Below are 21,524 nucleotides of genomic sequence, written 5' to 3'. Positions count from 1 at the left end.
CGGTCAGAGCCCGAGAAACAGCAGCATGATGAAGGTGGCGAAGAGAATGAAATGCGTCATCCCCTCGATCGCATTGGTTTCACCGTCATTGAGGTTGATGGCGGCGGCGATGAGGGTGATGAAAACCATCACGGTCTGAACCGGCGTCATCGCCATGATGAAGGGCTGGCCGGTATAAAGCGCGATGCCCTCCATGACCGGCACGGTCAGGATCACCGTCGACAGCGAGGCGCCCATGGCGATGTTGACCACGGCCTGCATGCGGTTGCGCAGGGCGGACCGGAGCGCGGTGAGGATTTCCGGCGATGCCGAGATCGTCGCCACCACCACCGCCATCAGCGCGGGCGGCGCATTCGTGCCCTGGAGGCTTTCGCCCAGGAAGGCCGACATGAATTCCGCCAGCACGCCGATCAACACCACACCGGCAATGATGAGGCCGATGGAGAGCGGCACACTGCCTTCGTCTTCCTCTTGCCCATGCCCGTCTGATGCCTGACCGGCCGGATGCGCCTTGCGGGGATAGGTATAGCTGAAGAAATAGCTGTGCGGACCGACCTGCATCTTGAGGAAGAGCGCATAGAGCGCGACCATCGCCCCGATGGTGAACACGGAATAGATGTGCCAGCTCTGTTGCGGAATGAACTCCGGCACGATCATCGAAATGCCCATGGCGGTGAGGATCATCACACCATAGGTCTTGCCGGAATCGTCATTATAGGGCTGCTCGCCGTGGCGCAGACCGCCGATCAGGGCGGCCAACCCCAGGATGCCATTGATGTCGATCATGACGGCGGAATAGATCGTATCCCGCACCAGGGTGGGCGAACTGGATTCGCTCATGATGATGGCGAGGATCAGCACCTCCACGGCGACAGCCGAGAGTGTGAGGATCATCGTGCCGTAGGGATCGCCGACCTTGGCGGCGAGAATTTCAGCGTGATGGGCAACCCGCATCGAGACGAGAACGATGAGCCCGATGAGCACGATTGCGGCAATCAGCCCCGCCGTCTTTCCGGCTTCGAGTATCGCATGTTCCACCATATAGGCCGCTATTGCCGCCGGTATTGCCAGAAGCAGCATGCGCTCCTGTTTCAGAATAGAACCCACCATCGATTTCCCTTCCCCCCTGACAGGCCTAGGCTGTGACGTATCGTCCCTCAGATCAAGCAGGATTTGCGCTTGAATGCTTTTGGTAGGATAGTGATGTCGCAGGACATGCTGCTCATGCCGCGGTGTCCCCGTCGGGTGCAATGCTTGAAGCGCGGTTGTGGTTGCCATGTCGCCTACCGAAACAGGAGGACCATGCATGACCAAAGTGGTGTATGAAATCGTCGAACATGACGGAGGCTTCGCCTACCGCATGAACGGCGCCTATTCCGAAACTTTCCCGACCTATGCCGATGCCGTCGAGGCAGCCCGCATTGTCGCCGCCGAACAGCAGGTGGGCGGCGATGACGAGGAAATCAGCTATCAGGATGAGCGCGGCCAATGGCATGAGGAATATAGCCAGGGCGGCGACCGGCCGGAAGCCGAGGTGGTGGACAAGACGACGGATCTGGCCAGACCGTTTTGACGGGTGGGCTGCGGATTTCTGGAGAGGCGGCCCTGCGGTGTTTTGATGCCGGCTGGATATAAGTCGAAATGCTCTGGATGTTGCCTTTAAGAAGGTTGTTCATTCACAGCGGACCTGAGGTGCGTGGAGCTTTACCCCCCTCTGCCCTGCCGGGCATCTCCCCCTCAAGGGGGGAGATCGGCAAGAGGCACTACCGCCACTTCATTCGCAAACGTTAAGATGGGCGAGACTTATCCGCATATCGATCTCCCCCCTTGAGGGGGAGATGCCCGGCAGGGCAGAGGGGGGTAAAGCCGCACGCACCTCCGGTCCGCCGTGAATGGACAAACCCTAACGCCGTTTCGGCGGGGCGTTCGGATCGGTCTCCTTGAGATGGGCTTTCAGACCATCGACGAGAGCACTGAAAACGGCACGGCACCGCGGTGAGGTCTTGAGATTTTCGTGCATCGCCACCCAGGTATGCAGCGGAATGTCGACCTTCGGCAGGACTTGGACAAGCCGGGGGTCCTTGCGCGCCAGGCCGACCTGGCAAACGCCAATACCCGCGCTGGCGCGGATCATGGCAAGCTGGGCGAGGTTGCTGTCGGCGCGGATTTCGAAGGAGATATCTTCAATATCGGGTATGTCAGGATCGAGCGAACGCATCCGCTGGATGGCCGCCCTGATGAAAGGCGTCTTGCGGTCGAAACCGATCAGCCGGTGCTGGTCCAGCTCTTCCATGCTCCCCGGAATGCCGGCTTTCGCCAGATAGTCGCGCGTCGCATGAAATCCCAGACGGAAATTGCCGATGTAGCGCATGACGATCGCATCCTGCTGCGGTTCGGTCATGCGGATGGCGATGTCGGCCTCACGCCGCAACAGGTCTTCCAATGTATCGGAGAGCGAAAGCTCGATTTCCAGCCGGGGGTGGACCTCCTGCATCACGGCGATGATTGGTGGCAGCATTTCCACGCCGATGATATCCGATGCGCTGATGCGCACGGTGCCTTCAATCTTGCCGACCTCGCCGGAGGCCGCACGCATGAGGGCGGCCGCCGTCGCTGCCAGATTTTCCGCATAGGGCCTGAGCGCCAGGGCGGCCTCGGTCGGCATCAGCCCGTGCGGTGAGCGGATGAACAGCGGAAAACCGATGGCCTCTTCCAGCGCGCCTATGTGCCGCCCTGCCGTCGGCTGGGTGATGCCGAGCTCGCGCGCGGCGGCTGAAAGCGAGCCGTCACGTAGCACGCTGAGGAAGGTGCGGTAAAAATCCCAGCTGACATCCCGGCTTTTGGTCATAAAATTTTGTATGGCCGCTCCACCTATTTCGACAATTTCGTATATCGCGCATGACGCCGATACTCCAGTTCAGAAGAAGGAGTAACGACGATGATATATGAAAACCTTGCAAATACAGCAGAGAATAATGGTCCTCTGGCCCTGGTTCTGGGCGCCAATGGCGGTGTCGGCAGCCACGTCTTGAAGATGTTGCTGCAACGCGGCTGGCAGGTGCGGGCGCTGACGCGCCAGCGTGTGGCGGCCGGTGCGTCCGATGGTATCGAACGTGTGACCGGCGACGTGATGAACCGGCAGGATGTGATGGATGCCGCGAAAGGCGCCACACTCATCGTCCACGCGGTCAATCCTCCCGGCTATCGCGATTGGGAGAGGCAGGTGCTGCCGATGCTCGACAACACTATCGCCGCTGCCGAAGCCTGCGGAGCAAGGATCGTACTTCCGGGCACCGTCTATAATTTCGGGCCGGATGCCTTTCCGCTGCTGACGGAGGACAGCCCGCAGCAACCGTTCACCCGCAAAGGCGCGCTGCGTATGGAGATGGAGCGGCGGCTGAAAATGGCATCGATGCGCGGCGTACCGGTGCTGATCGTCCGCGCCGGTGACTTTTTCGGGCCGGATGCGAAAAACAACTGGTTTTCGCAAATGCTGGTGCGGCCGGGCAAACCGGTGCGCAGCATCCAGAACCCCGCCGCACCGCATGCCGGGCATCAATGGGCCTATCTGCCTGACGTGGCCGAGACGATCGGACGGCTGCTGGATCGTTCGGGCGAACTTCCCGCCTTCGCCGTCTATCATATGGAGGGTTTCTGGGATTTCGACGGTCTGCAATTAGTCGGGGCGATCGAGCGGGCCGTTGGTCGTCCGGTCAAGATGCGGCGGATGTCCTGGTTGGCCATCAAATTGGCCGCGCCCTTCGTTCCCCTGTTCCGTGAAGTGCTGGAAATGCAATATCTCTGGCAGATGCCGCTGCGCATGAGCAACGGCAAGCTTACGGATTTCATCGGTGCGGAGCCCAAAACGCCTGTTGATATTGCGGTATCGGCGACATTGGCAAGCCTTGGCTGCATCGGAGAGGTGCGGGAGCCGGCCAGCCTTCATCGGCCGGTCGATGCCGGGGGGAGGGTGTGATGGCCACGGCAACGGGTGGATCATCTCGCCAGCGCGGTATCTTTGCCGTGGTATCGACTGTGGTGCCGGTGCTGATTTTCGCGCAGGTGCTGCTGGCCGGGCTGTCGATCTATTATGACGGGTCGCTGCTTTCGCTGCACAAGGGGCTTGGCATCTTCATCGCCGTTCCCATCATCTCACTGGTGGTCCTGGCGCTGCGTCATGATGATCTGCGACCGAACCTTGCTCGTTCTCTGGTGCTGCTCGCCCTCTATTGTCTGCAGGTGGCGTTGATGAGCATCGGCCGGGAAACGGGCAATGGCTTCCTGCAGGCGTTGCATGTGCCCAACGCCTTCATCATGGGTGCGTTTTCAGATTTTGCCGCGCGGCAGGCTAGAGGCCTGCGCTGAAAGAAAAACGCCGCACAGCCAAGGGGCGGTGCGGCGTTCGGTTTATCAGCCGAGTGCCGGATAGTCGGTATAACCTTCGGCTCCGCCGCCATAGAAGGTCGGCTGGTTCGGCTCATTCAAGGGCGCGTTGTCCTTGAGGCGGCGTACCAGATCCGGATTGGCGATGAAGGCCTTGCCGAAGGCGACGGCATCGACCTTGCCGCTTTCCACCGCTTCGATGGCGCTCTCGCGGTCGTAACCATTATTGGCAATCCACAGGCCCTTGCCGCCGGCATTGCGATAGGCGCCCTTGAAGGCGGCGTAATCAAAGGGCTTGTCGCCCTGTTTGAAATCACGCGGTCCGCCCGTTGCGCCTTCGACCACATGGATGAAGGCGAGATTGCGCTTGCCGAGTTCTTCCACCACGTAATTATAAAGCGGCTGCGGATCGGCCTCGAAAATATCGTTGGCCGGGGTGACGGGGGAGAGGCGGATGCCGGTGCGGCCAGCGCCGATCTCTTCCGCAACCGCATCGACAACTTCCAGCAGGAAGCGGGCGCGGTTTTCGATCGTGCCGCCGTAATCATCCGTGCGCTGGTTGGTGCTGGATTTCAGGAACTGCTCGATCAGGTAGCCGTTGGCGGCATGGATTTCGACGCCGTCGAAACCGGCCTCCAGGGCTGCGCGTGCACCGCTGCGATAATCCTCGAGGATGAGGCCGATATCGTCGATGGTGAGCGCGCGCGGCTCGGAGGTTTCGGCAAAGGCGCCGGTGCCGTCATCATTGATGATATAGGTCTTCGATTTGGCAGGGATGGCGGAAGGAGCGACCGGCTGGCCGCCATGCGGCTGCAAAGAGGTGTGGGAAATGCGGCCCACATGCCAGATCTGCGCAACGATCTTGCCGCCGGCCGAGTGCACGCCGTCGGTGATCTTTTTCCAGCCCTCGATCGCTTCCTGCTTGTAGAGGCCCGGAACGTCGGCGTAACCCTGACCCTGCTGGGAAATCGGCGTGCCTTCGGTGACGATCAGCCCAGCCGTGGCGCGCTGCTCGTAATAGGTGGCGTTGAGGTTGTTGGGAATTGCCCCCGGCGAACGGTTGCGGGTGAGGGGAGCCATGACGATACGGTTGGCGAGTGCGATATCGCCGGCCTGTGCCGGTTCGAAAAGACTGGTCATGCAACTTCACTTTCTGGTCGGTTGGCGTAATTGCGCGGCGGGCGCGCTGTGTTTTTCGGGTGCCGGAACGAAAACCGCTGCGGTTTCCAGTCCGGCACCCCGGGGCTCAAAGCTTGGGAGGCTCAGAGATTGGCTTGCAGATAATGGCGGAAGGCATCGATGGTTTCTTCGTTGCGTTCGAAAAACACCCATTGCCCGACCTTTTTCGACCGGATGAGGCCGGCTGCCTGCAACACCGCCAGATGCGACGAGACGGTGGATTGCGACAGACCGCTGATCTGAAACTGGTTGGCGCACACGCCCATGCTGAGCGGATGTTCCTGACAGAAATGATTTTCAGGGCTTTTCAGCCATTCCAGAAATTTCAGCCTTGCCGGGTGCGAAAGGGCCTTGAGGACTTCCTCCGGGTTCATCTGTGCTTCTTTAATATCTGACATGACCGATATGTATATCGACCATTCTCGATATACAAGTCACGTCTCTGTGAGGACAGTGGGGAAGCAGCCAGGCGGTTCCAAAAAAGAAGGCCGCTGGATGTCTCCGCGGCCTGACAAGTTTGAAGGTCAAAAACCTCCAGAGGGGAACAGCTGTCGCGTGCCTTTGGGGCGAGCGTGACAGCTTACTAAAATATGGGAGCGGCAAGAATGCAAAACAAGGTTGCATCATGCGATATTTCGCCAATTTGGAGAAAATTCTTGCGGGTAAAAAAAGAGGGCCGCCGGATAGATCCAGGGCCCTTTAAGTGTGAAGGTCAAAAACCTCCAGAGGGGAACAGCTGATGCGGTGGAACTGGGAGGAAAAGCCACCGTGTGCATCAACTGAGAGCTATTTGGTGTTTTTTTGTGCACGAAACAACTCTTTTTTGTGCAGGTCAGGCATGCGTGCCGCGCAGCCCTCGATATTTCCGGTATATTTTATGTGCAAAGCTGAAGAAGGGCGCCTGCGCGCCCCTCTTGCTTCTGTCTTTGTAAGTCTTTGAATTTTAAGGATTATCTTTCGACGTCGACTATTTTTACGTCAGAAGTTCCAGTTCCGCGCCTTGGCGACGATGAAGTCGCGGAAAGCCTTCAGCTTTGCAGCGTTTTTCATCTCGTCGGGATAGCAGAAATAGGTATCGAATGACGGAATGTCTGCGGCGAGGGACAGCTGGATGAGGCCGGGATCGCGACCGACGATATAGTCGGGCAAACAGGCGATACCAATCCCCAGCAGGCACGCGCGCTTGATCGAGGTCTGGCTGTTGATTTGCAGATGCGGAATGCGCGTGTTGTCGGACGATCGTCCGGCATTCTCCAGCCAGTTAACGTCGAGCAGATAGTTAGGCGCGGGTTCGCCAAAGGAGATGATGCGGTGATTGTCGAGATCTTCGACCGACTGCGGCTCGCCATGGCGATTGATATATGACGGTGCGGCGTAGACGTGCATGTGCACCGTGAACAGCTTGCGCTGGATAAGGTCCGACTGCTGCGGCTGGCGCAGGCGGATGGCGCAATCGGCATGGCGCATGTTCACGTCCAGTTCCTCGTTGTCGAGGATGAGCTGGATCGACATTTCCGGATAGAGTTGCAGGAATTCCTGCACCTTGTCCGTCAGCCAGCCCTGGCCGAGACCAACCGTCGTCGTCACGCGCAGCTTGCCGCTCGGCTTCTCCGTCGTTTCGGTCAGCTGCATCTTCACCGTTTCGAGCTTCAGCAGCACGTCATGGGCGGTGCGATACAGCAGCTCGCCCTGTTCGGTGAGGATCAGGCCGCGGGCATGGCGGTGGAACAGCTTGACGCCGACATCCTGTTCCAGTGCGCTGACCTGGCGGCTGATGGCCGACTGGGACAAATGCAGCTTGTCGGCAGCATGGGTGAAAGACCCTGCTTCGGCTGCGGCATGAAAAATGCGCAGTTTATCCCAGTCCAATGGCATTGCCATGCCTATCCTGCCTTTCGGTTATTCCGCTGCAACCGCGAGCGGTTGTTGCACGGTGAGATAACGTTCTGCTTCGAGAGCGGCCATGCAGCCCATGCCGGCGGCGGTGATCGCCTGGCGGTAAATGTCGTCGGTAACGTCGCCGGCGGCGAAGATGCCTTCCACGTCGGTGGCCGTGGAATCGGGAGCAGTCCACATGTAGCCGTTATCCTTGAGCTTCACCTTGCCCTTGAACAGTTCGACCGCCGGGGCGTGGCCGATGGCGACAAAGACGCCATCGATGGGCGTGTCGCTGATCGCGCCAGTCTTGGTGTCACGCAGCCTGACGCCGGAAACGGAAGGCGGCATGGGCGGCTTTGCCGGCGCGCCGGTGATTTCGGCGATTTCCGTATTCCAGAGAATCTTGACGTTTTCCTTGGCAAACAGCCGTTCCTGCAGGATTTTTTCCGAGCGGAAGCTGTCGCGGCGGTGCACGACGGTCACAGACTTGGCGATATGCGCGAGATAGAGCGCTTCCTCCACAGCGGAGTTGCCGCCGCCGACCACGATCACATCCTTGTTGCGATAGAAGAAGCCGTCGCAGGTGGCGCAGGCGGAGACACCGAAGCCCTGGAAATGCTGCTCGCTCTCGATGCCGAGCCATTTGGCCTTGGCGCCGGTGGCGATGATCAGCGTGTCGGCAGTCCAGACCTGACCCGAATCGGTCCTGACCACGAAAGGCCGCACGTTGGTTTCAACTTCGGTCACGAGGTCGCTGACGATTTCCGCGCCCACATGGGTTGCCTGCTTCAGCATCTGGTCCATCAGCCACGGGCCCTGGATCGGATCGGCAAAGCCCGGGTAGTTTTCGACATCAGTGGTGATCATCAGTTGGCCACCCTGCTCCATGCCGGCAATCAGCACGGGTTTCAGCATTGCGCGGGCCGCGTAGATCGCCGCGGTATAACCGGCCGGACCGGAGCCAATGATCAATACCTTCGTGTGGCGGGCAGACATGGAAATATTCCTTTTTTCAGCAGCGGGGCCTTTCGGCGGCAAAACCATCCAGCCGCAAGACGGCGGATAGGCCGCAACCCCTTCGTTGCTCGGTATTTAAGGTTGTCTAGTGTCTTTATTCAAGGGCAGCCTTGCGTTACCAACAAGGCAGTTGTGGATGCATGCGCAATTTTGTGACCGGGCGGTGGCATAATGTTGCGAATCCTGCGCCTGGTAGTACAAGGAAGTTCTCCAGCTTAACGAGGTACTTCTCCGTGACCAGCGTCGAACTCGATGCCATCGATCTGAAAATCCTACGCGAATTGCAGCGCGACGGGCGCATGACCAACGTGGAGCTGGCCGAAAGGGTCGGCATTTCCGCGCCGCCATGCCTCAGGCGTGTCCGCAAGCTGGAAGAAGCTGACGTGATCCAGGGTTATCACGCCATGTTGAACGCGCCGAAGCTGGGTTTCGACCTCGTCGCCTTCTGCATGATCGGTCTCAAGCGCCAGTCCGACAGTAATCTGAAGGCCTTCGCGGCGGCGACGGGCGGATGGTCGCTGGTGCGGCAGGCCTGGATGGTGTCGGGCGAAAGCGATTTCCTGCTGCATTGCGTCGCGAAGAACCTGACGGAATTTCAGGATTTCGTCATCGAGGTTCTGACGGCGGATGAGAATGTCGATACGGTGCGCACCATGCTGACCATTCGTCAGGTCAAGCGTGTCGGTCTCGTTGAAATCTGAGCCGCGGCCTTAGGTCGATTTCGGGGGACATCACTCCCGCTGTAACGCCTCATAGACATCACCGAGGCACGTCGCTTCTTTTTCCAGCGGAAAAGTGCTGCGCACATGCGAAAGTCCAGCGCTTGCGTGGGCTTTGGCCAGTGCGGGATCAGCGAGATAGGTCTTTATCGCATCTCTGAGCGAGGCATAGTCACCCGCGCCGACGACCGACCCGGTTTCGCCGGTGACGATCATTTCCTCATAGGCGCCGGCATTGCTGGCGACAACGGCCGTCTCCGAGGCCATGGCTTCGAGTGGCGTCAGGCCGAAACCTTCGTTGCGGGACGGTGCGACATAAAGCGTCAGCCGCCGGTACCAGGGCTTGATGTCGTCAACTTCGCCCTGAAAGATGATTCGGTCGGTGAGGCCGGCTGCGGCAACATCGGCTTTGAGCGTATCACCGAAGGCCTTGTGTTCTGCCGTTATGCGGCCGGAAACGACGGCGGTCCATTGCGGGTAGTGGGGCAGAAGCTCGATCATGGCGCGCACGAAGAGGTCGGTGCCCTTCTGATGGCGCACCCGCCCGAAACAGCCGATCAGATATTGTCCCGGCAGGCCGGTTGCCGCGATCATGTCTTCGGGGCCCGTAGCCGGGTGGAACAGCTCGGTATCGACGCCGTGCATGACGACGCGATGGGGCACTTCCAGGAACGAGCCGGAGCGGATGTTCGTCGCAACCACCGCATCCATTTTCGAAATCAGAAAGCGTGTATAGGCGGAATGACGCCGCTGTGCGGCTGACGTGAAGAGCAGCTTCACCTTCATGCGCAGAACGTCCCGCATAAAAATGCCGGGCAGCATTTCCAGATTGCGGCGGGCATGCCAGATGCGCGGGCCGCCAGAGGGACCGTTTTGCCACAGCCGCCACAGGTCACGGAAGCGCACATGCGGCAGATGCGGTGGCAGGCCGGGGCCGATGGTGGCCACCTTCTGCCCCAGCCGGTTCTGTACCGGAATGAGCTGAACGATGGTGGAAGTGACGCCGGAGAGCCTGCGCTTGAAGTTCGGCGCGAGTACCTGCACATCTTTCATACTGACGTGGGACAAGATGGGCTTCCGTCTCTGCGGCTGAAGGTTGATTCGTCAGGGAGCGATGCGCCCGTTTGGGGCGCATCGCATCGGGCCGATCAGCCCCACTGAACTGCGAGAATCTCGTAACCCTTGGAACCACCCGGCGCGTTGACTTCGATGCTGTCGCCGACTTCCTTGCCGATGAGGGCGCGGGCAATCGGCGAGGAGATGGAAATGCGACCGGCCTTCACATCGGCTTCCTGATCGCCGACGATCTGATAGGTCTTTTCCTCGTCGCTGTCTTCATCGATGAGCTTCACGGTGGCGCCGAACTTGATCTTGGAACCGGACATCTTGGAAAGATCGATGACTTCCGCGCGCGCGGTCAGGTCTTCGAGTTCGGTGATGCGGCCTTCATTGTGGCTCTGTGCTTCCTTGGCAGCATGGTACTCGGCATTTTCCGAAAGGTCGCCATGGGCGCGCGCTTCCGCAATTGCCTCGATGATACGGGGACGCTCCTCCTGCTGGCGAAAGCGCAGCTCCTCCTGCAGCTTGACGAATCCACCCTGAGTCATCGGTACTTTTTCTACCATTTTTTTATCCTTCGTATTCCTGTCGCTTTACTTGCAGACACAAAAAGAAACAGGTTCCGGAGAGGAACTCCGGAACCATGCCAAAATCAGAACTGAGCCGACTATATCAGAAGACGATAGCGAAATGCCAGCAAATTTGAGCCGAGGATATTTTTCTAATTAATCAATGGCTTAATTTCCAATATTGACAGCCCTTAATAGAACATATAGTGAACATAGCATGAAGAAGTCGATCAGGCAAAGGCTGGCCATTCTCTCCGACGCGGCGAAGTATGACGCATCCTGCGCATCGAGCGGCACGGTGAAACGCTACTCCGCAGCGTCGGGCGGATTGGGCTCCACGGAGGGGTCGGGCATCTGCCATGCCTATGCGCCGGATGGGCGTTGCATTTCACTGCTGAAGATCCTGCTCACCAATTTCTGCATCTATGACTGCGCCTATTGCATCAACCGTTCCTCCAGCAATGTCGAGCGGGCACGGTTCACCGCCGAGGAGGTGGTGTGGCTGACGCTGGAGTTTTACCGGCGCAACTATATCGAGGGACTGTTCCTGTCCTCCGGCATCATCCGTTCCTCCGATCATACGATGGAAGAGATGGTGCGCGTGGCGCGGGAATTGCGTGTCACTCATGGTTTTCGCGGTTATATCCACCTGAAATCCATCCCGGAAGCATCGCCCCGGCTCATCGAAGAGGCGGGGCTTTATGCCGATCGCCTGTCGATCAATATCGAATTACCCACCGATAGCGGTGTCAGTCGTTTCGCGCCGGAAAAGCAGCCTGCCAATATTCGCCGCTCCATGGCAGATATCCGCCTGAAGATCGAAGAGGCGGGGGAGCCAACCGTCCGGACAAAAAAGACCAGACGTTTTGCGCCGGCCGGCCAGAGCACGCAGATGATCGTGGGGGCGGATGGCGCTAACGATAGCACCATTCTTTCCACCAGCGCCCGGCTCTATGGCAGTTACGGTCTGCGGCGCGTCTATTATTCCGCTTTCAGCCCCATTCCGGATTCATCAAAAAACCTGCCGCTCATCAAGCCGCCACTGATGCGCGAGCATCGGCTTTACCAGGCGGACTGGCTTTATCGTTTTTATGGTTTCGACATCGGCGAGATAACGGCAATCGGTGGCGACGGCATGCTCGATCTCGATATCGACCCCAAGCTCGCCTGGGCGCTGAAACAGCGCGACCGTTTTCCGGTCGATGTCAATGTGGCGGATCGGGAGATGCTGCTGCGGGTGCCCGGATTCGGCACGAAGACCGTGGCCTCCATTCTGTCTTCCCGCAGGTTTCGGCGTTTGCGGCTGGAAGATCTGGCGCGTTTTGGCGTGTCGCTGAAAAAGGTTAAGGCCTTTGTGGTGGCTGACGGCTGGACGCCGGGCAAGCTGACCGAGCGGCCGGATCTGCGGGCGATGTTTGCGCCACAGCCCGAACAATTGTCGCTATTCTGATGTATGGCCCGGTTCTGGAAGGGCGGGGCAGTTTTGGCGAGTGGCGTGATGCCGCGCGCGCGGCCCTTGCTGCCGATGTCAGGCCTGAGATGATTGACTGGCGGCTGCGGGATGACGAGGCGGGGCTTCTCGACTTTGCGGGTGAGCCATTGCCGGGGGGTGCTGCCGGGGACGGACAGGTTTCCGTCCCGGCCTCCTTCGTCGCGCTGGCGCAGGCAATCATCTGTCACAGCGATCCCGGCCGCTTCGCGCTGCTTTACCGGCTGCTGTGGCGGCTGAGGCGGGATCGCGCCCTGTTGCAGTTCAAGTCCGATCCTGACGTTGCCGAGGCGCGGCTGCTGGAGAAATCCGTGCGCCGCGATTGTCACAAGATGACGGCCTTCGTTCGTTTCAAGGAAGTGCCGCTGCCGCAGGGGCGGGGCGGGCGTCGGCGGTTTATTGCCTGGTTCGAGCCGGATCATTTCATCGTCGAGCGGACGGCAGCGTTTTTCCAGCGCCGGTTCACCGATATGGACTGGCTGATCGCGACGCCGAAAGGGTCCGCACGGTGGGATGGAGATGAGTTGCAGACCTCGCGGGCGTCGGCGGTAAAACCCGATCTGACGGATGAGACGGATGAACTCTGGCGAACCTATTATGCCAATATTTTCAATCCGGCCCGCCTGAAGATCAAGGCGATGACGGCGGAGATGCCGAAAAAATACTGGAAGAACCTGCCGGAAGCGGACCTCATACCCGGTCTTGTCCTGGGGGCAGAAGCGCGCGTGCTGGAGATGGCGGCCAAGGCGGCAAGCCAGCCGCAACCCTTTCACCACCGGCTGCAGGCCGCAGCGTCTGCGCGCGAGATGCCGCAACCGGTGTCGGACGGCACGCTTCAATCGCTGGCGAGGGAGGCTGGCCAATGCACCCTCTGCCCCCTGCATTGCAAGGCGACGCAGACCGTTTTCGGGGAGGGGCCCGAAGATGCTGATATCATGATCGTCGGCGAACAGCCCGGTGATCACGAAGATCTCGCCGGCAAGCCTTTCATAGGCCCGGCGGGTCAGCTTTTCGACAGCACTCTCCGTGAGATCGGTGTCGAGCGCAAAAAGCTCTACGTCACCAATGCCGTCAAGCACTTCAAATATGAGACGCGTGGCAAGAGGCGCATCCATCAGCGGCCGAATGCGGGAGAGGTGGAGCAATGTCGCTGGTGGCTTAACCGGGAGATCGCGCTCGTTCGGCCGAAACTGATCGTGGCCATGGGCGCAACCGCACTTTATGCGCTGACCGGCGGTAAGGAGAAGGTTACCGAAATCCGCGGGCGTCCATTGCCGATGGAGGAAGGCCGGACACTTTTTGTCACAGTGCATCCATCCTATCTCCTGCGCCTTGCCGATATCGGGGCGAAAGAGGTGGAAATGGCGCGCTTCCGGACGGATATGGAGATAATAAGGAAATTCTAATATATTTTTTTATATATTAAACGTTTACTTTGAATGTAGACCATTATTCTCAATAATACTTTTTACAGGTTGTTTATCTGTAATTTTTATTGAAAATTTATCTCCATATTATAATAGCTCATCTCAAATTTTATTTATTGTATGGGCGTATTATGCTGGGTGAACTCGACCTTGCAACAGTCATACTGATGCAAAAATGTTCTTACATCGTTGGGCTGTTGAGTTTTATCTACCTGAAGATGAGTAATCGCGGTTTGCCCGGCCCCGTTCCTCTTGCGGCGGGTTTCGCGGCGATGACGGTCGGCTCGACGCTTGCCGGGTACGGCGAATGGAAGATACTCTCGCCGGACGTCTGGGAGCTTGGCAGCGTTTTGTTCGGCATTGCCGGATATGCGCTGATCTGGCTTGGGCTGAAGACGTTGAGCGACGGACGCTTTGTTAATCGCAAAACCATCTTGTTTACCTGTCTTGTCGCCCTGCTGGCGATTGGCGTTGCGCTGCAGGTGGCCGACAACAATACGTTTCGCGCGGCGCTTTTTAATGGCTGTGCGGCTCTGGCCTATCTTGGCGGGGCGGGCGTGCTTTTTGCCCGGTGGCGGAAAGAGCCGCTTCTTTCCCGGCTGGCTCTTGGTGCGATTACAGGCGTTTCCGGTCTAATATCGCTGGCGGTGATGAAAAGCGTGCTTTTCCCAGGCTACGCCAGCATCAATCTGGTCACGGCGTTTTTCTTCATTATCATGCTCAACTTCGCCATCTCGCTCTTTGTGATGATGCTGGTAGCGGAGCGGTCCGAACGGAAATTGCTGGTTCTGGCGAATACCGATCCGCTGACAGGCGTCAAGAACCGGCGTTTCTTCTTCCAGACCATGCCCGCAGCCCCGGATCCCGCTGATGCGGCCATGTTGCTTGATATTGATCACTTCAAGTCGATCAATGACCGTTTTGGCCACGCTGTCGGCGACAGCGTGCTGCAGGAAGTGGCAAACCGCATCGGCGGCAGCATCCGTGGCGGCGATGTGCTGGCGCGTTACGGCGGCGAGGAATTCATCATTTTCCTGCCGGGCGCCGGTGTGGACAAGGCCTGTATGATCGGCGAGCGTATTCGCGACGCGGTTGCGATAAATGAGGTCGATTGCGGCGGTCTGCGTGTCGGGGTTACCATCAGCATCGGCGTTGCCACCCCAGGCGATATGCGCTGCGATCTCCAGATGCTCGCCGAAAAGGCGGATCGGGCGCTTTACCGGGCAAAAACCGAAGGGCGCAATTGCGTTCGCGAGGCGCTGGCGGCGTAAGAGGCGGAAAAGCCGGCGCCTGTTTTCCCAAGATGGCAGCCGTCTGCTCAGCCTGTCGGTTCGTTCGTTGCGTCCGCAGCGGCGCGATGTCGCAAGGCCTCTTTCAACAGAATTTCGATCTGGGCATTGATGCTGCGCAACTCGCCGCTCGCGGTCTGGCGGATCGCGTTCAATATGGCGGGTTCGATCCGAAGCGGAAATGCCACCCGCTGTGGCCCTAAAGGACGTCCGATCATGAATTAACCCTCGAATTCAGGGGAGCGTCGCGGCCGGCGGTGGGGGAGGGTTTTTCTGGAATGCAAAGGAACATCATGAGCCTCATGTGAGAATGATGTCGTTTTGATATGGGAACTGGATTGCAGCGGGATTGCGCAAAACAAAACGCCGCGGGCATGGCGACCTGCAGCGTCTTGTTTTCGAACTTGCGGGCTTCCCCGCAGAACGCTTAGTTGAAGTAGCTTTGCAGCGGCTTCACTTCCAGATTGCCGGCCTTCAGTGCCTTGATGGCAAGCGCTGCTGCTTCCGCACCGGCCATCGTCGTGTAGTAAGGCACCTTCTGCATCAGCGTTGCGCGGCGTAGCGACTTGCTATCCGAGATCGCCTTGTTGCTGTCGGTGGTGTTGATGACCAGCTGGACCTGACGGTTGCGGATGGCGTCCTCGATATGCGGACGGCCTTCCTGCACCTTGTTGATCTTTTCGGCATTAATGCCCTGTTCGGCGAGGAAACGCTGGGTGCCGCCGGTTGCCAGCACCTTGAAGCCGCTTTCCACGAGAATGCGGATGGCGGAAAGCACGCCTTCCTTGTCCTCGTCACGCACCGAAACGAAGACCGTGCCGGAGCGCGGCAGGTCGACGCCAGCGCCGAGCTGGCTCTTGGCGAAGGCCAGCGCGAAATCCGTGTCGAGGCCGATGACTTCGCCGGTCGAACGCATTTCCGGTCCGAGCAGAATGTCGACGCCGGGGAAGCGCGCGAAGGGGAAGACGGCTTCCTTGACGGCGATGTGCTTCAGGTTGCGCGGGTCGGGCTTCTCGCCATAAGCGGCAATCGCCGCATCAAGCTTCTCGCCGGCCATGACGCGGGCGGCGATCTTGGCGATCGGCGCACCGATGGTCTTGGCGACGAAAGGCACGGTACGCGACGCGCGCGGGTTGACTTCGAGAACGTAGATCGTGCCGTCCTTGATGGCGTATTGAACGTTCATCAGGCCGCCGACCTTGAGCGCCTTGGCGAGCGCCGTCGTCTGGCGTTCCAGCTCGTCAAGGGTTTCCTTGCTGAGCGAACGGGACGGCAGTGAGCAGGCCGAGTCGCCCGAATGGATGCCGGCCTCTTCGATGTGTTCCATGATGCCGGAGACGAAGACGTTTTCGCCGTCGCACAGCGCATCGACGTCGACTTCGACGGCGTTGGTCAGGTAGCTATCGAACAGCAGCGGGTTCTTGCCGAGCAGGGTGTTGATCTGGCCGGTCTTGTCGTTCGGGTAACGCTGCTTGATATCCTCAGGCACCAGGCCCGGAACGGTATCGAGCAGATAGGTTTGCAACTGGCCTTCCGAATGGATGATCTGCATGGCGCGGCCACCCAGAACGTAGGAAGGGCGAACCACCAGCGGGAAGCCGATTTCGGAAGCGACGAGGCGGGCCTGCTCGACCGAATAGGCGATGCCGTTGTTCGGCTGGGCAAGATCGAGCTTCATCAGCAGTTTCTGGAAGCGGTCGCGGTCTTCGGCAAGGTCGATCATGTCAGGCGCGGTGCCGAGGATCGGGATACCGTTCTTTTCGAGCGCTTCGGCCAGCTTCAGCGGCGTCTGGCCACCGAACTGCACGATGACGCCGACCAACTCGCCCTTTTCCTGCTCGGCTCGCATGATCTCGATCACGTCTTCAGCCGTCAGCGGCTCGAAATAAAGTCGGTCGGAGGTGTCGTAGTCGGTTGAAACGGTTTCCGGGTTGCAGTTGATCATGATCGCTTCGAAACCGGCATCCTTCAGCGCGAAGGCGGCGTGGCAGCAGCAATAATCGAACTCGATACCCTGGCCGATACGGTTCGGACCACCGCCGAGAATGACGACCTTCTTGCGGTCGGAAACCTGCGCTTCCGAGCGGGCAGCGCCGACGAAGGGCGTCTCATAGGTCGAATACATATAAGCAGTGGGCGAAGCGAATTCGGCAGCGCAGGTGTCGATGCGCTTGAAGACCGGGCGAACGTTCAGGCTGTTGCGCAGCTCGGCCACTTCCTTCGGACGCTTGGACGTCAGGCTGGCGAGACGGGCGTCGGAGAAGCCCATGGCTTTCAGCATGCGCAGGTTTTCGGCATCCTGCGGCAGGCCATGCTCGCGAATGCGGGACTCCATGTCGACGATGGCCTTGAGCTGGGCGATGAACCACGGATCGATCTTCGAGTTTTCGTGGACCTCTTCCTCGCTCATTCCCATGCGCATCGCCTGTGCGACCATGCGCAGGCGGTCCGGCGTCGGTGTGCCGATGGCGGCGCGGATGGCGTTCTTGGAACCTTCGCCTTCCTCGTAACCGGGGATTTCGATTTCATCGAGACCGGTGAGGCCGGTTTCCATGCCGCGCAGCGCCTTCTGCAGCGATTCGGCAAAGGTGCGGCCGATGGCCATGACTTCACCGACCGACTTCATGGCCGTGGTGAGGATCGGCGAGGCGCCCGGGAATTTCTCGAAGGCGAAACGCGGGATCTTGGTGACGACGTAGTCGATGGAGGGCTCGAAGGACGCAGGTGTGGCGCCGCCGGTGATGTCGTTTTCCAGCTCGTCCAGCGTATAGCCGATAGCGAGCTTGGCGGCGACCTTCGCAATCGGGAAGCCGGTTGCCTTGGAAGCAAGCGCCGAGGAGCGGGAAACGCGCGGGTTCATTTCGATGACGACAAGACGGCCATCCTTCGGGTTCACAGCAAACTGCACATTGGAGCCGCCGGTCTCGACACCAATCTCGCGCAACACCGCAATCGATGCGTTGCGCATCATCTGGTATTCTTTGTCGGTCAGCGTCAGGGCAGGGGCAACGGTGATGCTGTCGCCGGTGTGCACGCCCATCGGGTCGATGTTTTCGATGGAGCAGATGATGATGCAGTTGTCCGCCTTGTCGCGGACCACTTCCATTTCATATTCTTTCCAGCCGAGAACGGATTCTTCGATCAGCACTTCGGTGGTGGGCGATGCGTCGAGACCGCCGCCGATGATTTCGAAGAATTCCGAGCGGTTATAGGCGATGCCGCCGCCTGTGCCGCCCATGGTGAAGGAAGGACGGATGATGGCGGGCAGGCCGACGACGTCGATGGCCTGCGCGGCAATGGCCATGGCGTGGCTGATATAGCGCTGCTTGCGGTCCGTCTCGCCGAGGTTCCACTGGTTTTCGAGGTTGTCGAGAGCCTTGTCCAGCTCTGCGCCTGACAGTTTTGCCTTGAGTTCAGTGCGGGCGGCTTCGTGCGTCTTGCGGTCGGCGTCCTTGATTTCGGTTGCGTTGGCGAGCATCGACTTCGGCGTTTCAAGGCCGATGCGGGCCATCGCCTCGCGGAACAAAGCGCGGTCTTCGGCCATGTCGATGGCCTCGGGCTTGGCGCCGATCATTTCGACATTGTAGCGGTCGAGAACGCCCATGCGCTTGAGAGAAAGCGCGGTGTTCAGCGCGGTCTGGCCGCCCATGGTCGGCAGAAGTGCATCCGGGCGCTCCTTGGCGATGATCTTGGCGACGACTTCCGGGGTGATCGGCTCAACATAGGTCGCATCGGCAAGGCCAGGATCAGTCATGATCGTCGCCGGGTTGGAGTTGACCAGAATGACCCGGTAACCCTCTTCCTTCAGCGCCTTGCACGCCTGTGTGCCGGAATAGTCAAATTCACATGCCTGACCGATAACGATCGGTCCCGCGCCGATGATGAGGATGGACTTGATATCTTGGCGCTTCGGCATGGCTCTCTCGTTCCGCTTTTTGGTTGCGCAAAGCACCAGCCAGGGTGACGGATCACCGGCCGGGGCGCGCAATTCAAAGTTTTCAGGCTAGAAGCGGCTTATAGGCAAATGTTTTTGAGAACGGAACCCCATAAATTCCGGAATCGACAGAAACTCTTAACGGGCAGGGACAAGCGCGGCAAAACGGGCCTGCACCGCAGCACGGTAAGAGCGGCTAACCGGGATTTCCGTGCTGTCTCTCGTCATGACATGCAGACGGCCGGCCTGTTTCCGCAGGGAAACAATGTCGGCATCGGCAATCCAGTGGGAACGATGCACCTGCAAGCCCGCCGTCTGACCGAGTTCTTTCAGCGCATCGGCAAAACGCAGCAGAACCAACTGCTGCCCGCGCGTGGTGACGATTTGCGTGTAATGATCCTGCACGGATAGTCGCAGCAACTCTCCGCGCTTTTGCGGCGGCAGCCGCTCCAGCAATGGGATGCTGCCGTTCACGTCAAGATCGGCACCTGCATTTATGTCCGTTGCAGCCTCCGCCACTTTTTCGAACGACTGGCAGGTCGTGAGATAACTCAACAGGCAAAAGATCGCGCAGAGGGGCAGGGATGAGAGGCTGCTTTTCAGAACCGATGCAAGAGCCATCTCCCTGCCGTAGAAAATCTGATTGGTGACCGTGAGCAGCAGCCCGATAGGCAGTGCAGACGTCAGCGAGCCGATCATCATGCGTGTCAGCATGTTGCCGATGTCGCCTGCAAGGATTGTATTGGCGATGACCGAAAAGGATATGGCGAATATCCAGGCGCCCCCGTGGACAATCGTCCAGTAAAGCAGCCGATCGGCGAAGCTCATGGTTTCGCTGGTCCCGAAAGGCCCGGTCAGAATGAAAATCGCCAGCACGGCAAGAAATGTCAGCCACAGCCTGCGCGATTGCAGGATGGCGTGCATTTCACGAAGCGTGGATTGCAGATACGGGTGATCCACGAAGTTTTCCTGCTGATGGCGCCAATCCGTTTTTTCTGTCCGCATGTTTCGCCCAAATTGCCGGTGATTTCAACCGAGCCGAAGCAGCGCCCATGTCATTCCAGCCTTTGTTAGACGCACCGCTTGCCGTGCAATTCCATGTCGCCACCGTTATACCCGCAGCCGTTCTCGGCGCCTTCGTTTTCCTGCGTCCCAAGGGCACCGCCATCCACCGGCTATTAGGCAAGATCTGGGTGGTGCTGATGGTCGCGACATCCGTTTCGACCTTCTTCATCCATGAATTGAAGGTGTTTTATGGTTTCAGCCCGATCCATCTGCTTTCCATCTTTACCATTTACGGCTGTCTGCAATCGGTCTATTTCGCGCGCCGCGGCGATATCCGACGCCATATGCGCATCATGCAGAGCGTTTATCTCGGCGGTATCGTGATTGCCGGCGGCTTCACCTTCCTTCCCGGACGCATCATGCATGAGGTTGTTCTCGGTGACGGAAAAGCCGGTTTTGTGGCCTTTTCCGCCGGTGCACTGGTATTTGGCTTCCTGTTTCTGACGGTATTGAAACAACCACGCAGGACCGTATGAGAGGTTCCGTTGGCCTGCTCTGCTTTCTTCCGGAACAAGATGTATTATAGTGCCGTTATAAGGCAGCTTGTTGAGGCGACGTTCGCCGGGAGAAAAATATGGAATGGAGAGGGCGTCGCCAGTCGGACAATATCGAGGACCGGCGCGGCATGTCGGCGGGTTCGGGTGATCCTTTTTCCCGAGGCGGCATGCGCGTGCCAATCGGGCGTCGCGGCGGCGGTATAGGGATCGGCGGTCTTCTGGTCATTCTTCTGATCAGCTGGGTGCTCGGCATCAACCCGCTGACGCTGCTGACCGGCGGAGATATGTCGATGGACGGCGGCGGCACGACACAATCTGGAACCCAGCAGTCCGGCACACGTCCGCAGGGCCAGTCATCCGATGAGACGACGGCTTTTGTGCGCACCGTGCTGGCGGAGACCGAGGATACCTGGAGCGGTATCTTCCAGTCTGCGGGCGAGACCTATCAGAAACCGACGCTGGTGCTGTTCTCCGGACAGGTGTCCTCCGCCTGTGGCAACGCCTCCGCTGCCAGCGGTCCGTTTTATTGCCCTGGTGACCGCAAGGTCTATCTCGATACCAACTTCTTCAAGGAACTGGATCAGCGGTTCGGCGCAGCCGGCGATTTCGCGCAGGCCTATGTGATTGCGCATGAGGTTGGCCACCACGTACAGAACCTCACCGGTGTCCTGCCGGAGTTCAACCGTCGCCGCCAGTCGATGAGCCAGACGGATGCCAACAAGATGTCGGTGCGTGTGGAGCTTCAGGCGGATTGTTATGCCGGTATCTGGGGCAAGTTCACCGAGCAGAAGGGCATTCTCGAGACCGGCGATCTTGAGGAAGCGCTGAATGCGGCCCACCAGATCGGCGACGATACGCTGCAGAAGCAGACGCAAGGTTATGTGGTGCCTGACAGTTTCAACCACGGCACCTCGGCGCAGCGCATGGAATGGTTCAAGCGCGGCTTCCAAAATGGTCGTGTCGAGGATTGCGACACTTTCTCGGCGAATATCTGAGAGATCAGACGGAAAAGGGGGCTT

General features: G+C 59.1%; 20 protein-coding genes. 9 read left to right on the top strand and 11 right to left on the bottom strand.

The window, feature by feature from the left end; all coding sequences use genetic code 11:
* Positions 1-3 precede the first annotated feature (3 nt).
* Positions 4-1,110 (bottom strand): calcium:proton antiporter, encoded by a 1,107-nt coding sequence (locus NYR50_RS09435; RefSeq protein WP_418135745.1) that lies wholly within the window; start codon positions 1,108-1,110, stop codon positions 4-6.
* Between the two features lie 196 nt (positions 1,111-1,306).
* Between NYR50_RS09435 and NYR50_RS09430 the strand changes: the two genes are divergently transcribed.
* Entirely contained in the window at positions 1,307-1,573 is a 267-nt protein-coding gene (locus NYR50_RS09430) for a DUF2188 domain-containing protein (protein ID WP_006316370.1), read from the top strand.
* 330 nt (positions 1,574-1,903) lie between these two features.
* On the opposite strand, the gene NYR50_RS09425 is transcribed toward NYR50_RS09430, so the two are convergent.
* Positions 1,904-2,848: a LysR family transcriptional regulator gene (locus NYR50_RS09425; protein ID WP_418135744.1), complete on the bottom strand. Its 945-nt coding sequence runs from the start codon at positions 2,846-2,848 to the stop codon at positions 1,904-1,906.
* Between the two features lie 90 nt (positions 2,849-2,938).
* On the opposite strand from NYR50_RS09425, the gene NYR50_RS09420 reads away from it, so the two are divergent.
* Both NYR50_RS09420 and NYR50_RS09415 read left to right on the top strand, forming a co-directional pair.
* Positions 2,939-3,976, top strand: a complete 1,038-nt coding sequence (locus NYR50_RS09420) for an NAD-dependent epimerase/dehydratase family protein (protein ID WP_418135743.1) — start codon at positions 2,939-2,941, stop codon at positions 3,974-3,976.
* Complete coding sequence (locus NYR50_RS09415; RefSeq protein WP_418135742.1) at positions 3,976-4,365, top strand: DUF6220 domain-containing protein; 390 nt, start codon at positions 3,976-3,978, stop codon at positions 4,363-4,365. The genes NYR50_RS09420 and NYR50_RS09415 overlap by 1 nt, the downstream gene beginning before the upstream one ends.
* Positions 4,366-4,410: 45 nt before the next feature.
* Here NYR50_RS09415 and NYR50_RS09410 read toward each other — a convergent pair whose 3' ends face one another.
* From NYR50_RS09410 to trxB, 4 genes are all read right to left on the bottom strand, one after another.
* Entirely contained in the window at positions 4,411-5,523 is a 1,113-nt protein-coding gene (locus NYR50_RS09410) for an alkene reductase (protein ID WP_111808126.1), read from the bottom strand.
* A gap of 122 nt (positions 5,524-5,645) precedes the next feature.
* Positions 5,646-5,936: an ArsR/SmtB family transcription factor gene (locus tag NYR50_RS09405; RefSeq protein WP_418137281.1), complete on the bottom strand. Its 291-nt coding sequence runs from the start codon at positions 5,934-5,936 to the stop codon at positions 5,646-5,648.
* Positions 5,937-6,540: 604 nt separating this feature from the next.
* Positions 6,541-7,437: a LysR family transcriptional regulator VtlR gene (locus NYR50_RS09400; protein ID WP_035214662.1), complete on the bottom strand. Its 897-nt coding sequence runs from the start codon at positions 7,435-7,437 to the stop codon at positions 6,541-6,543.
* Positions 7,438-7,461: 24 nt separating this feature from the next.
* Complete coding sequence (gene trxB / locus NYR50_RS09395) at positions 7,462-8,436, bottom strand: thioredoxin-disulfide reductase (RefSeq protein ID WP_418135741.1); 975 nt, start codon at positions 8,434-8,436, stop codon at positions 7,462-7,464.
* Between the two features lie 254 nt (positions 8,437-8,690).
* On the opposite strand from trxB, the gene NYR50_RS09390 reads away from it, so the two are divergent.
* Positions 8,691-9,158 carry an Lrp/AsnC family transcriptional regulator gene (locus NYR50_RS09390; protein WP_006310592.1) on the top strand — a complete coding sequence of 156 codons (468 nt, stop codon included), beginning with the start codon at positions 8,691-8,693 and terminating at the stop codon, positions 9,156-9,158.
* A gap of 30 nt (positions 9,159-9,188) precedes the next feature.
* Here NYR50_RS09390 and NYR50_RS09385 read toward each other — a convergent pair whose 3' ends face one another.
* Positions 9,189-10,229 (bottom strand): glycosyltransferase family 4 protein, encoded by a 1,041-nt coding sequence (locus NYR50_RS09385; RefSeq protein WP_418137280.1) that lies wholly within the window; start codon positions 10,227-10,229, stop codon positions 9,189-9,191.
* Positions 10,230-10,324: 95 nt separating this feature from the next.
* Positions 10,325-10,801, bottom strand: a complete 477-nt coding sequence (greA, locus tag NYR50_RS09380; RefSeq protein ID WP_418135740.1) for a transcription elongation factor GreA — start codon at positions 10,799-10,801, stop codon at positions 10,325-10,327.
* A gap of 220 nt (positions 10,802-11,021) precedes the next feature.
* Between greA and NYR50_RS09375 the strand changes: the two genes are divergently transcribed.
* The 3 genes from NYR50_RS09375 (at position 11,022) to NYR50_RS09365 (ending at position 14,991) form a co-directional block, all read left to right on the top strand.
* Positions 11,022-12,254, top strand: coding sequence for a putative DNA modification/repair radical SAM protein (locus NYR50_RS09375; protein ID WP_418135739.1), 1,233 nt, complete (start codon positions 11,022-11,024; stop codon positions 12,252-12,254).
* Positions 12,254-13,699, top strand: a complete 1,446-nt coding sequence (locus NYR50_RS09370) for a UdgX family uracil-DNA binding protein (protein WP_418135738.1) — start codon at positions 12,254-12,256, stop codon at positions 13,697-13,699. Before NYR50_RS09375 ends, NYR50_RS09370 begins: the two co-directional genes overlap by 1 nt.
* A gap of 152 nt (positions 13,700-13,851) precedes the next feature.
* Positions 13,852-14,991 carry a GGDEF domain-containing protein gene (locus tag NYR50_RS09365; RefSeq protein WP_174008929.1) on the top strand — a complete coding sequence of 380 codons (1,140 nt, stop codon included), beginning with the start codon at positions 13,852-13,854 and terminating at the stop codon, positions 14,989-14,991.
* A gap of 47 nt (positions 14,992-15,038) precedes the next feature.
* On the opposite strand, the gene NYR50_RS09360 is transcribed toward NYR50_RS09365, so the two are convergent.
* From NYR50_RS09360 to NYR50_RS09350, 3 genes are all read right to left on the bottom strand, one after another.
* Complete coding sequence (locus NYR50_RS09360; protein ID WP_418135737.1) at positions 15,039-15,197, bottom strand: hypothetical protein; 159 nt, start codon at positions 15,195-15,197, stop codon at positions 15,039-15,041.
* Positions 15,198-15,436: 239 nt separating this feature from the next.
* The gene (gene carB / locus NYR50_RS09355; RefSeq protein ID WP_418135736.1) at positions 15,437-18,925 is read right to left on the bottom strand and encodes a carbamoyl-phosphate synthase large subunit; all 3,489 of its coding nucleotides are present in this window, start codon (positions 18,923-18,925) and stop codon (positions 15,437-15,439) included.
* A 156-nt stretch (positions 18,926-19,081) separates the two neighbouring features.
* Entirely contained in the window at positions 19,082-19,948 is an 867-nt protein-coding gene (locus NYR50_RS09350) for a LytTR family DNA-binding domain-containing protein (RefSeq protein WP_418135735.1), read from the bottom strand.
* A gap of 47 nt (positions 19,949-19,995) precedes the next feature.
* Here NYR50_RS09350 and NYR50_RS09345 point away from each other — a divergent pair, with 47 nt between their 5' ends.
* Together NYR50_RS09345 and NYR50_RS09340 are read left to right on the top strand one after the other, a co-directional pair.
* On the top strand, positions 19,996-20,484 hold the full coding sequence (locus NYR50_RS09345) for a DUF2306 domain-containing protein (protein ID WP_418135734.1): 489 nt from the start codon (positions 19,996-19,998) through the stop codon (positions 20,482-20,484).
* A 98-nt stretch (positions 20,485-20,582) separates the two neighbouring features.
* Positions 20,583-21,500 carry a neutral zinc metallopeptidase gene (locus tag NYR50_RS09340; RefSeq protein ID WP_092770875.1) on the top strand — a complete coding sequence of 306 codons (918 nt, stop codon included), beginning with the start codon at positions 20,583-20,585 and terminating at the stop codon, positions 21,498-21,500.
* Positions 21,501-21,524 lie beyond the last annotated feature (24 nt).

Origin of the sequence: Agrobacterium sp. El2ro-1b (assembly GCF_048298475.1) — a bacterium.
GTDB lineage: Bacteria > Pseudomonadota > Alphaproteobacteria > Rhizobiales > Rhizobiaceae > Agrobacterium > Agrobacterium fabrum.
The sequence above is the reverse complement of the archived record's forward strand: the minus strand, read 5'-3'. Positions and strand labels throughout refer to the sequence as shown.

What these genes read in the sequence shown, in the direction of transcription:
- NYR50_RS09435 (WP_418135745.1), bottom strand. Translation starts at nt 1,110, where the DNA reads ATGGTGGGTTCTATTCTGAAACAGGAGCGCATGCTGCTTCTGGCAATA.
- NYR50_RS09430 (WP_006316370.1), top strand. Translation starts at nt 1,307, where the DNA reads ATGACCAAAGTGGTGTATGAAATCGTCGAACATGACGGAGGCTTCGCC.
- NYR50_RS09425 (WP_418135744.1), bottom strand. Translation starts at nt 2,848, where the DNA reads ATGACCAAAAGCCGGGATGTCAGCTGGGATTTTTACCGCACCTTCCTC.
- NYR50_RS09420 (WP_418135743.1), top strand. Translation starts at nt 2,939, where the DNA reads ATGATATATGAAAACCTTGCAAATACAGCAGAGAATAATGGTCCTCTG.
- NYR50_RS09415 (WP_418135742.1), top strand. Translation starts at nt 3,976, where the DNA reads ATGGCCACGGCAACGGGTGGATCATCTCGCCAGCGCGGTATCTTTGCC.
- NYR50_RS09410 (WP_111808126.1), bottom strand. Translation starts at nt 5,523, where the DNA reads ATGACCAGTCTTTTCGAACCGGCACAGGCCGGCGATATCGCACTCGCC.
- NYR50_RS09405 (WP_418137281.1), bottom strand. Translation starts at nt 5,936, where the DNA reads ATGAACCCGGAGGAAGTCCTCAAGGCCCTTTCGCACCCGGCAAGGCTG.
- NYR50_RS09400 (WP_035214662.1), bottom strand. Translation starts at nt 7,437, where the DNA reads ATGCCATTGGACTGGGATAAACTGCGCATTTTTCATGCCGCAGCCGAA.
- trxB (WP_418135741.1), bottom strand. Translation starts at nt 8,436, where the DNA reads ATGTCTGCCCGCCACACGAAGGTATTGATCATTGGCTCCGGTCCGGCC.
- NYR50_RS09385 (WP_418137280.1), bottom strand. Translation starts at nt 10,229, where the DNA reads ATGAAAGATGTGCAGGTACTCGCGCCGAACTTCAAGCGCAGGCTCTCC.
- greA (WP_418135740.1), bottom strand. Translation starts at nt 10,801, where the DNA reads ATGGTAGAAAAAGTACCGATGACTCAGGGTGGATTCGTCAAGCTGCAG.
- NYR50_RS09375 (WP_418135739.1), top strand. Translation starts at nt 11,022, where the DNA reads ATGAAGAAGTCGATCAGGCAAAGGCTGGCCATTCTCTCCGACGCGGCG.
- NYR50_RS09370 (WP_418135738.1), top strand. Translation starts at nt 12,254, where the DNA reads ATGTATGGCCCGGTTCTGGAAGGGCGGGGCAGTTTTGGCGAGTGGCGT.
- NYR50_RS09365 (WP_174008929.1), top strand. Translation starts at nt 13,852, where the DNA reads ATGCTGGGTGAACTCGACCTTGCAACAGTCATACTGATGCAAAAATGT.
- carB (WP_418135736.1), bottom strand. Translation starts at nt 18,925, where the DNA reads ATGCCGAAGCGCCAAGATATCAAGTCCATCCTCATCATCGGCGCGGGA.
- NYR50_RS09350 (WP_418135735.1), bottom strand. Translation starts at nt 19,948, where the DNA reads ATGCGGACAGAAAAAACGGATTGGCGCCATCAGCAGGAAAACTTCGTG.
- NYR50_RS09345 (WP_418135734.1), top strand. Translation starts at nt 19,996, where the DNA reads ATGTCATTCCAGCCTTTGTTAGACGCACCGCTTGCCGTGCAATTCCAT.
- NYR50_RS09340 (WP_092770875.1), top strand. Translation starts at nt 20,583, where the DNA reads ATGGAATGGAGAGGGCGTCGCCAGTCGGACAATATCGAGGACCGGCGC.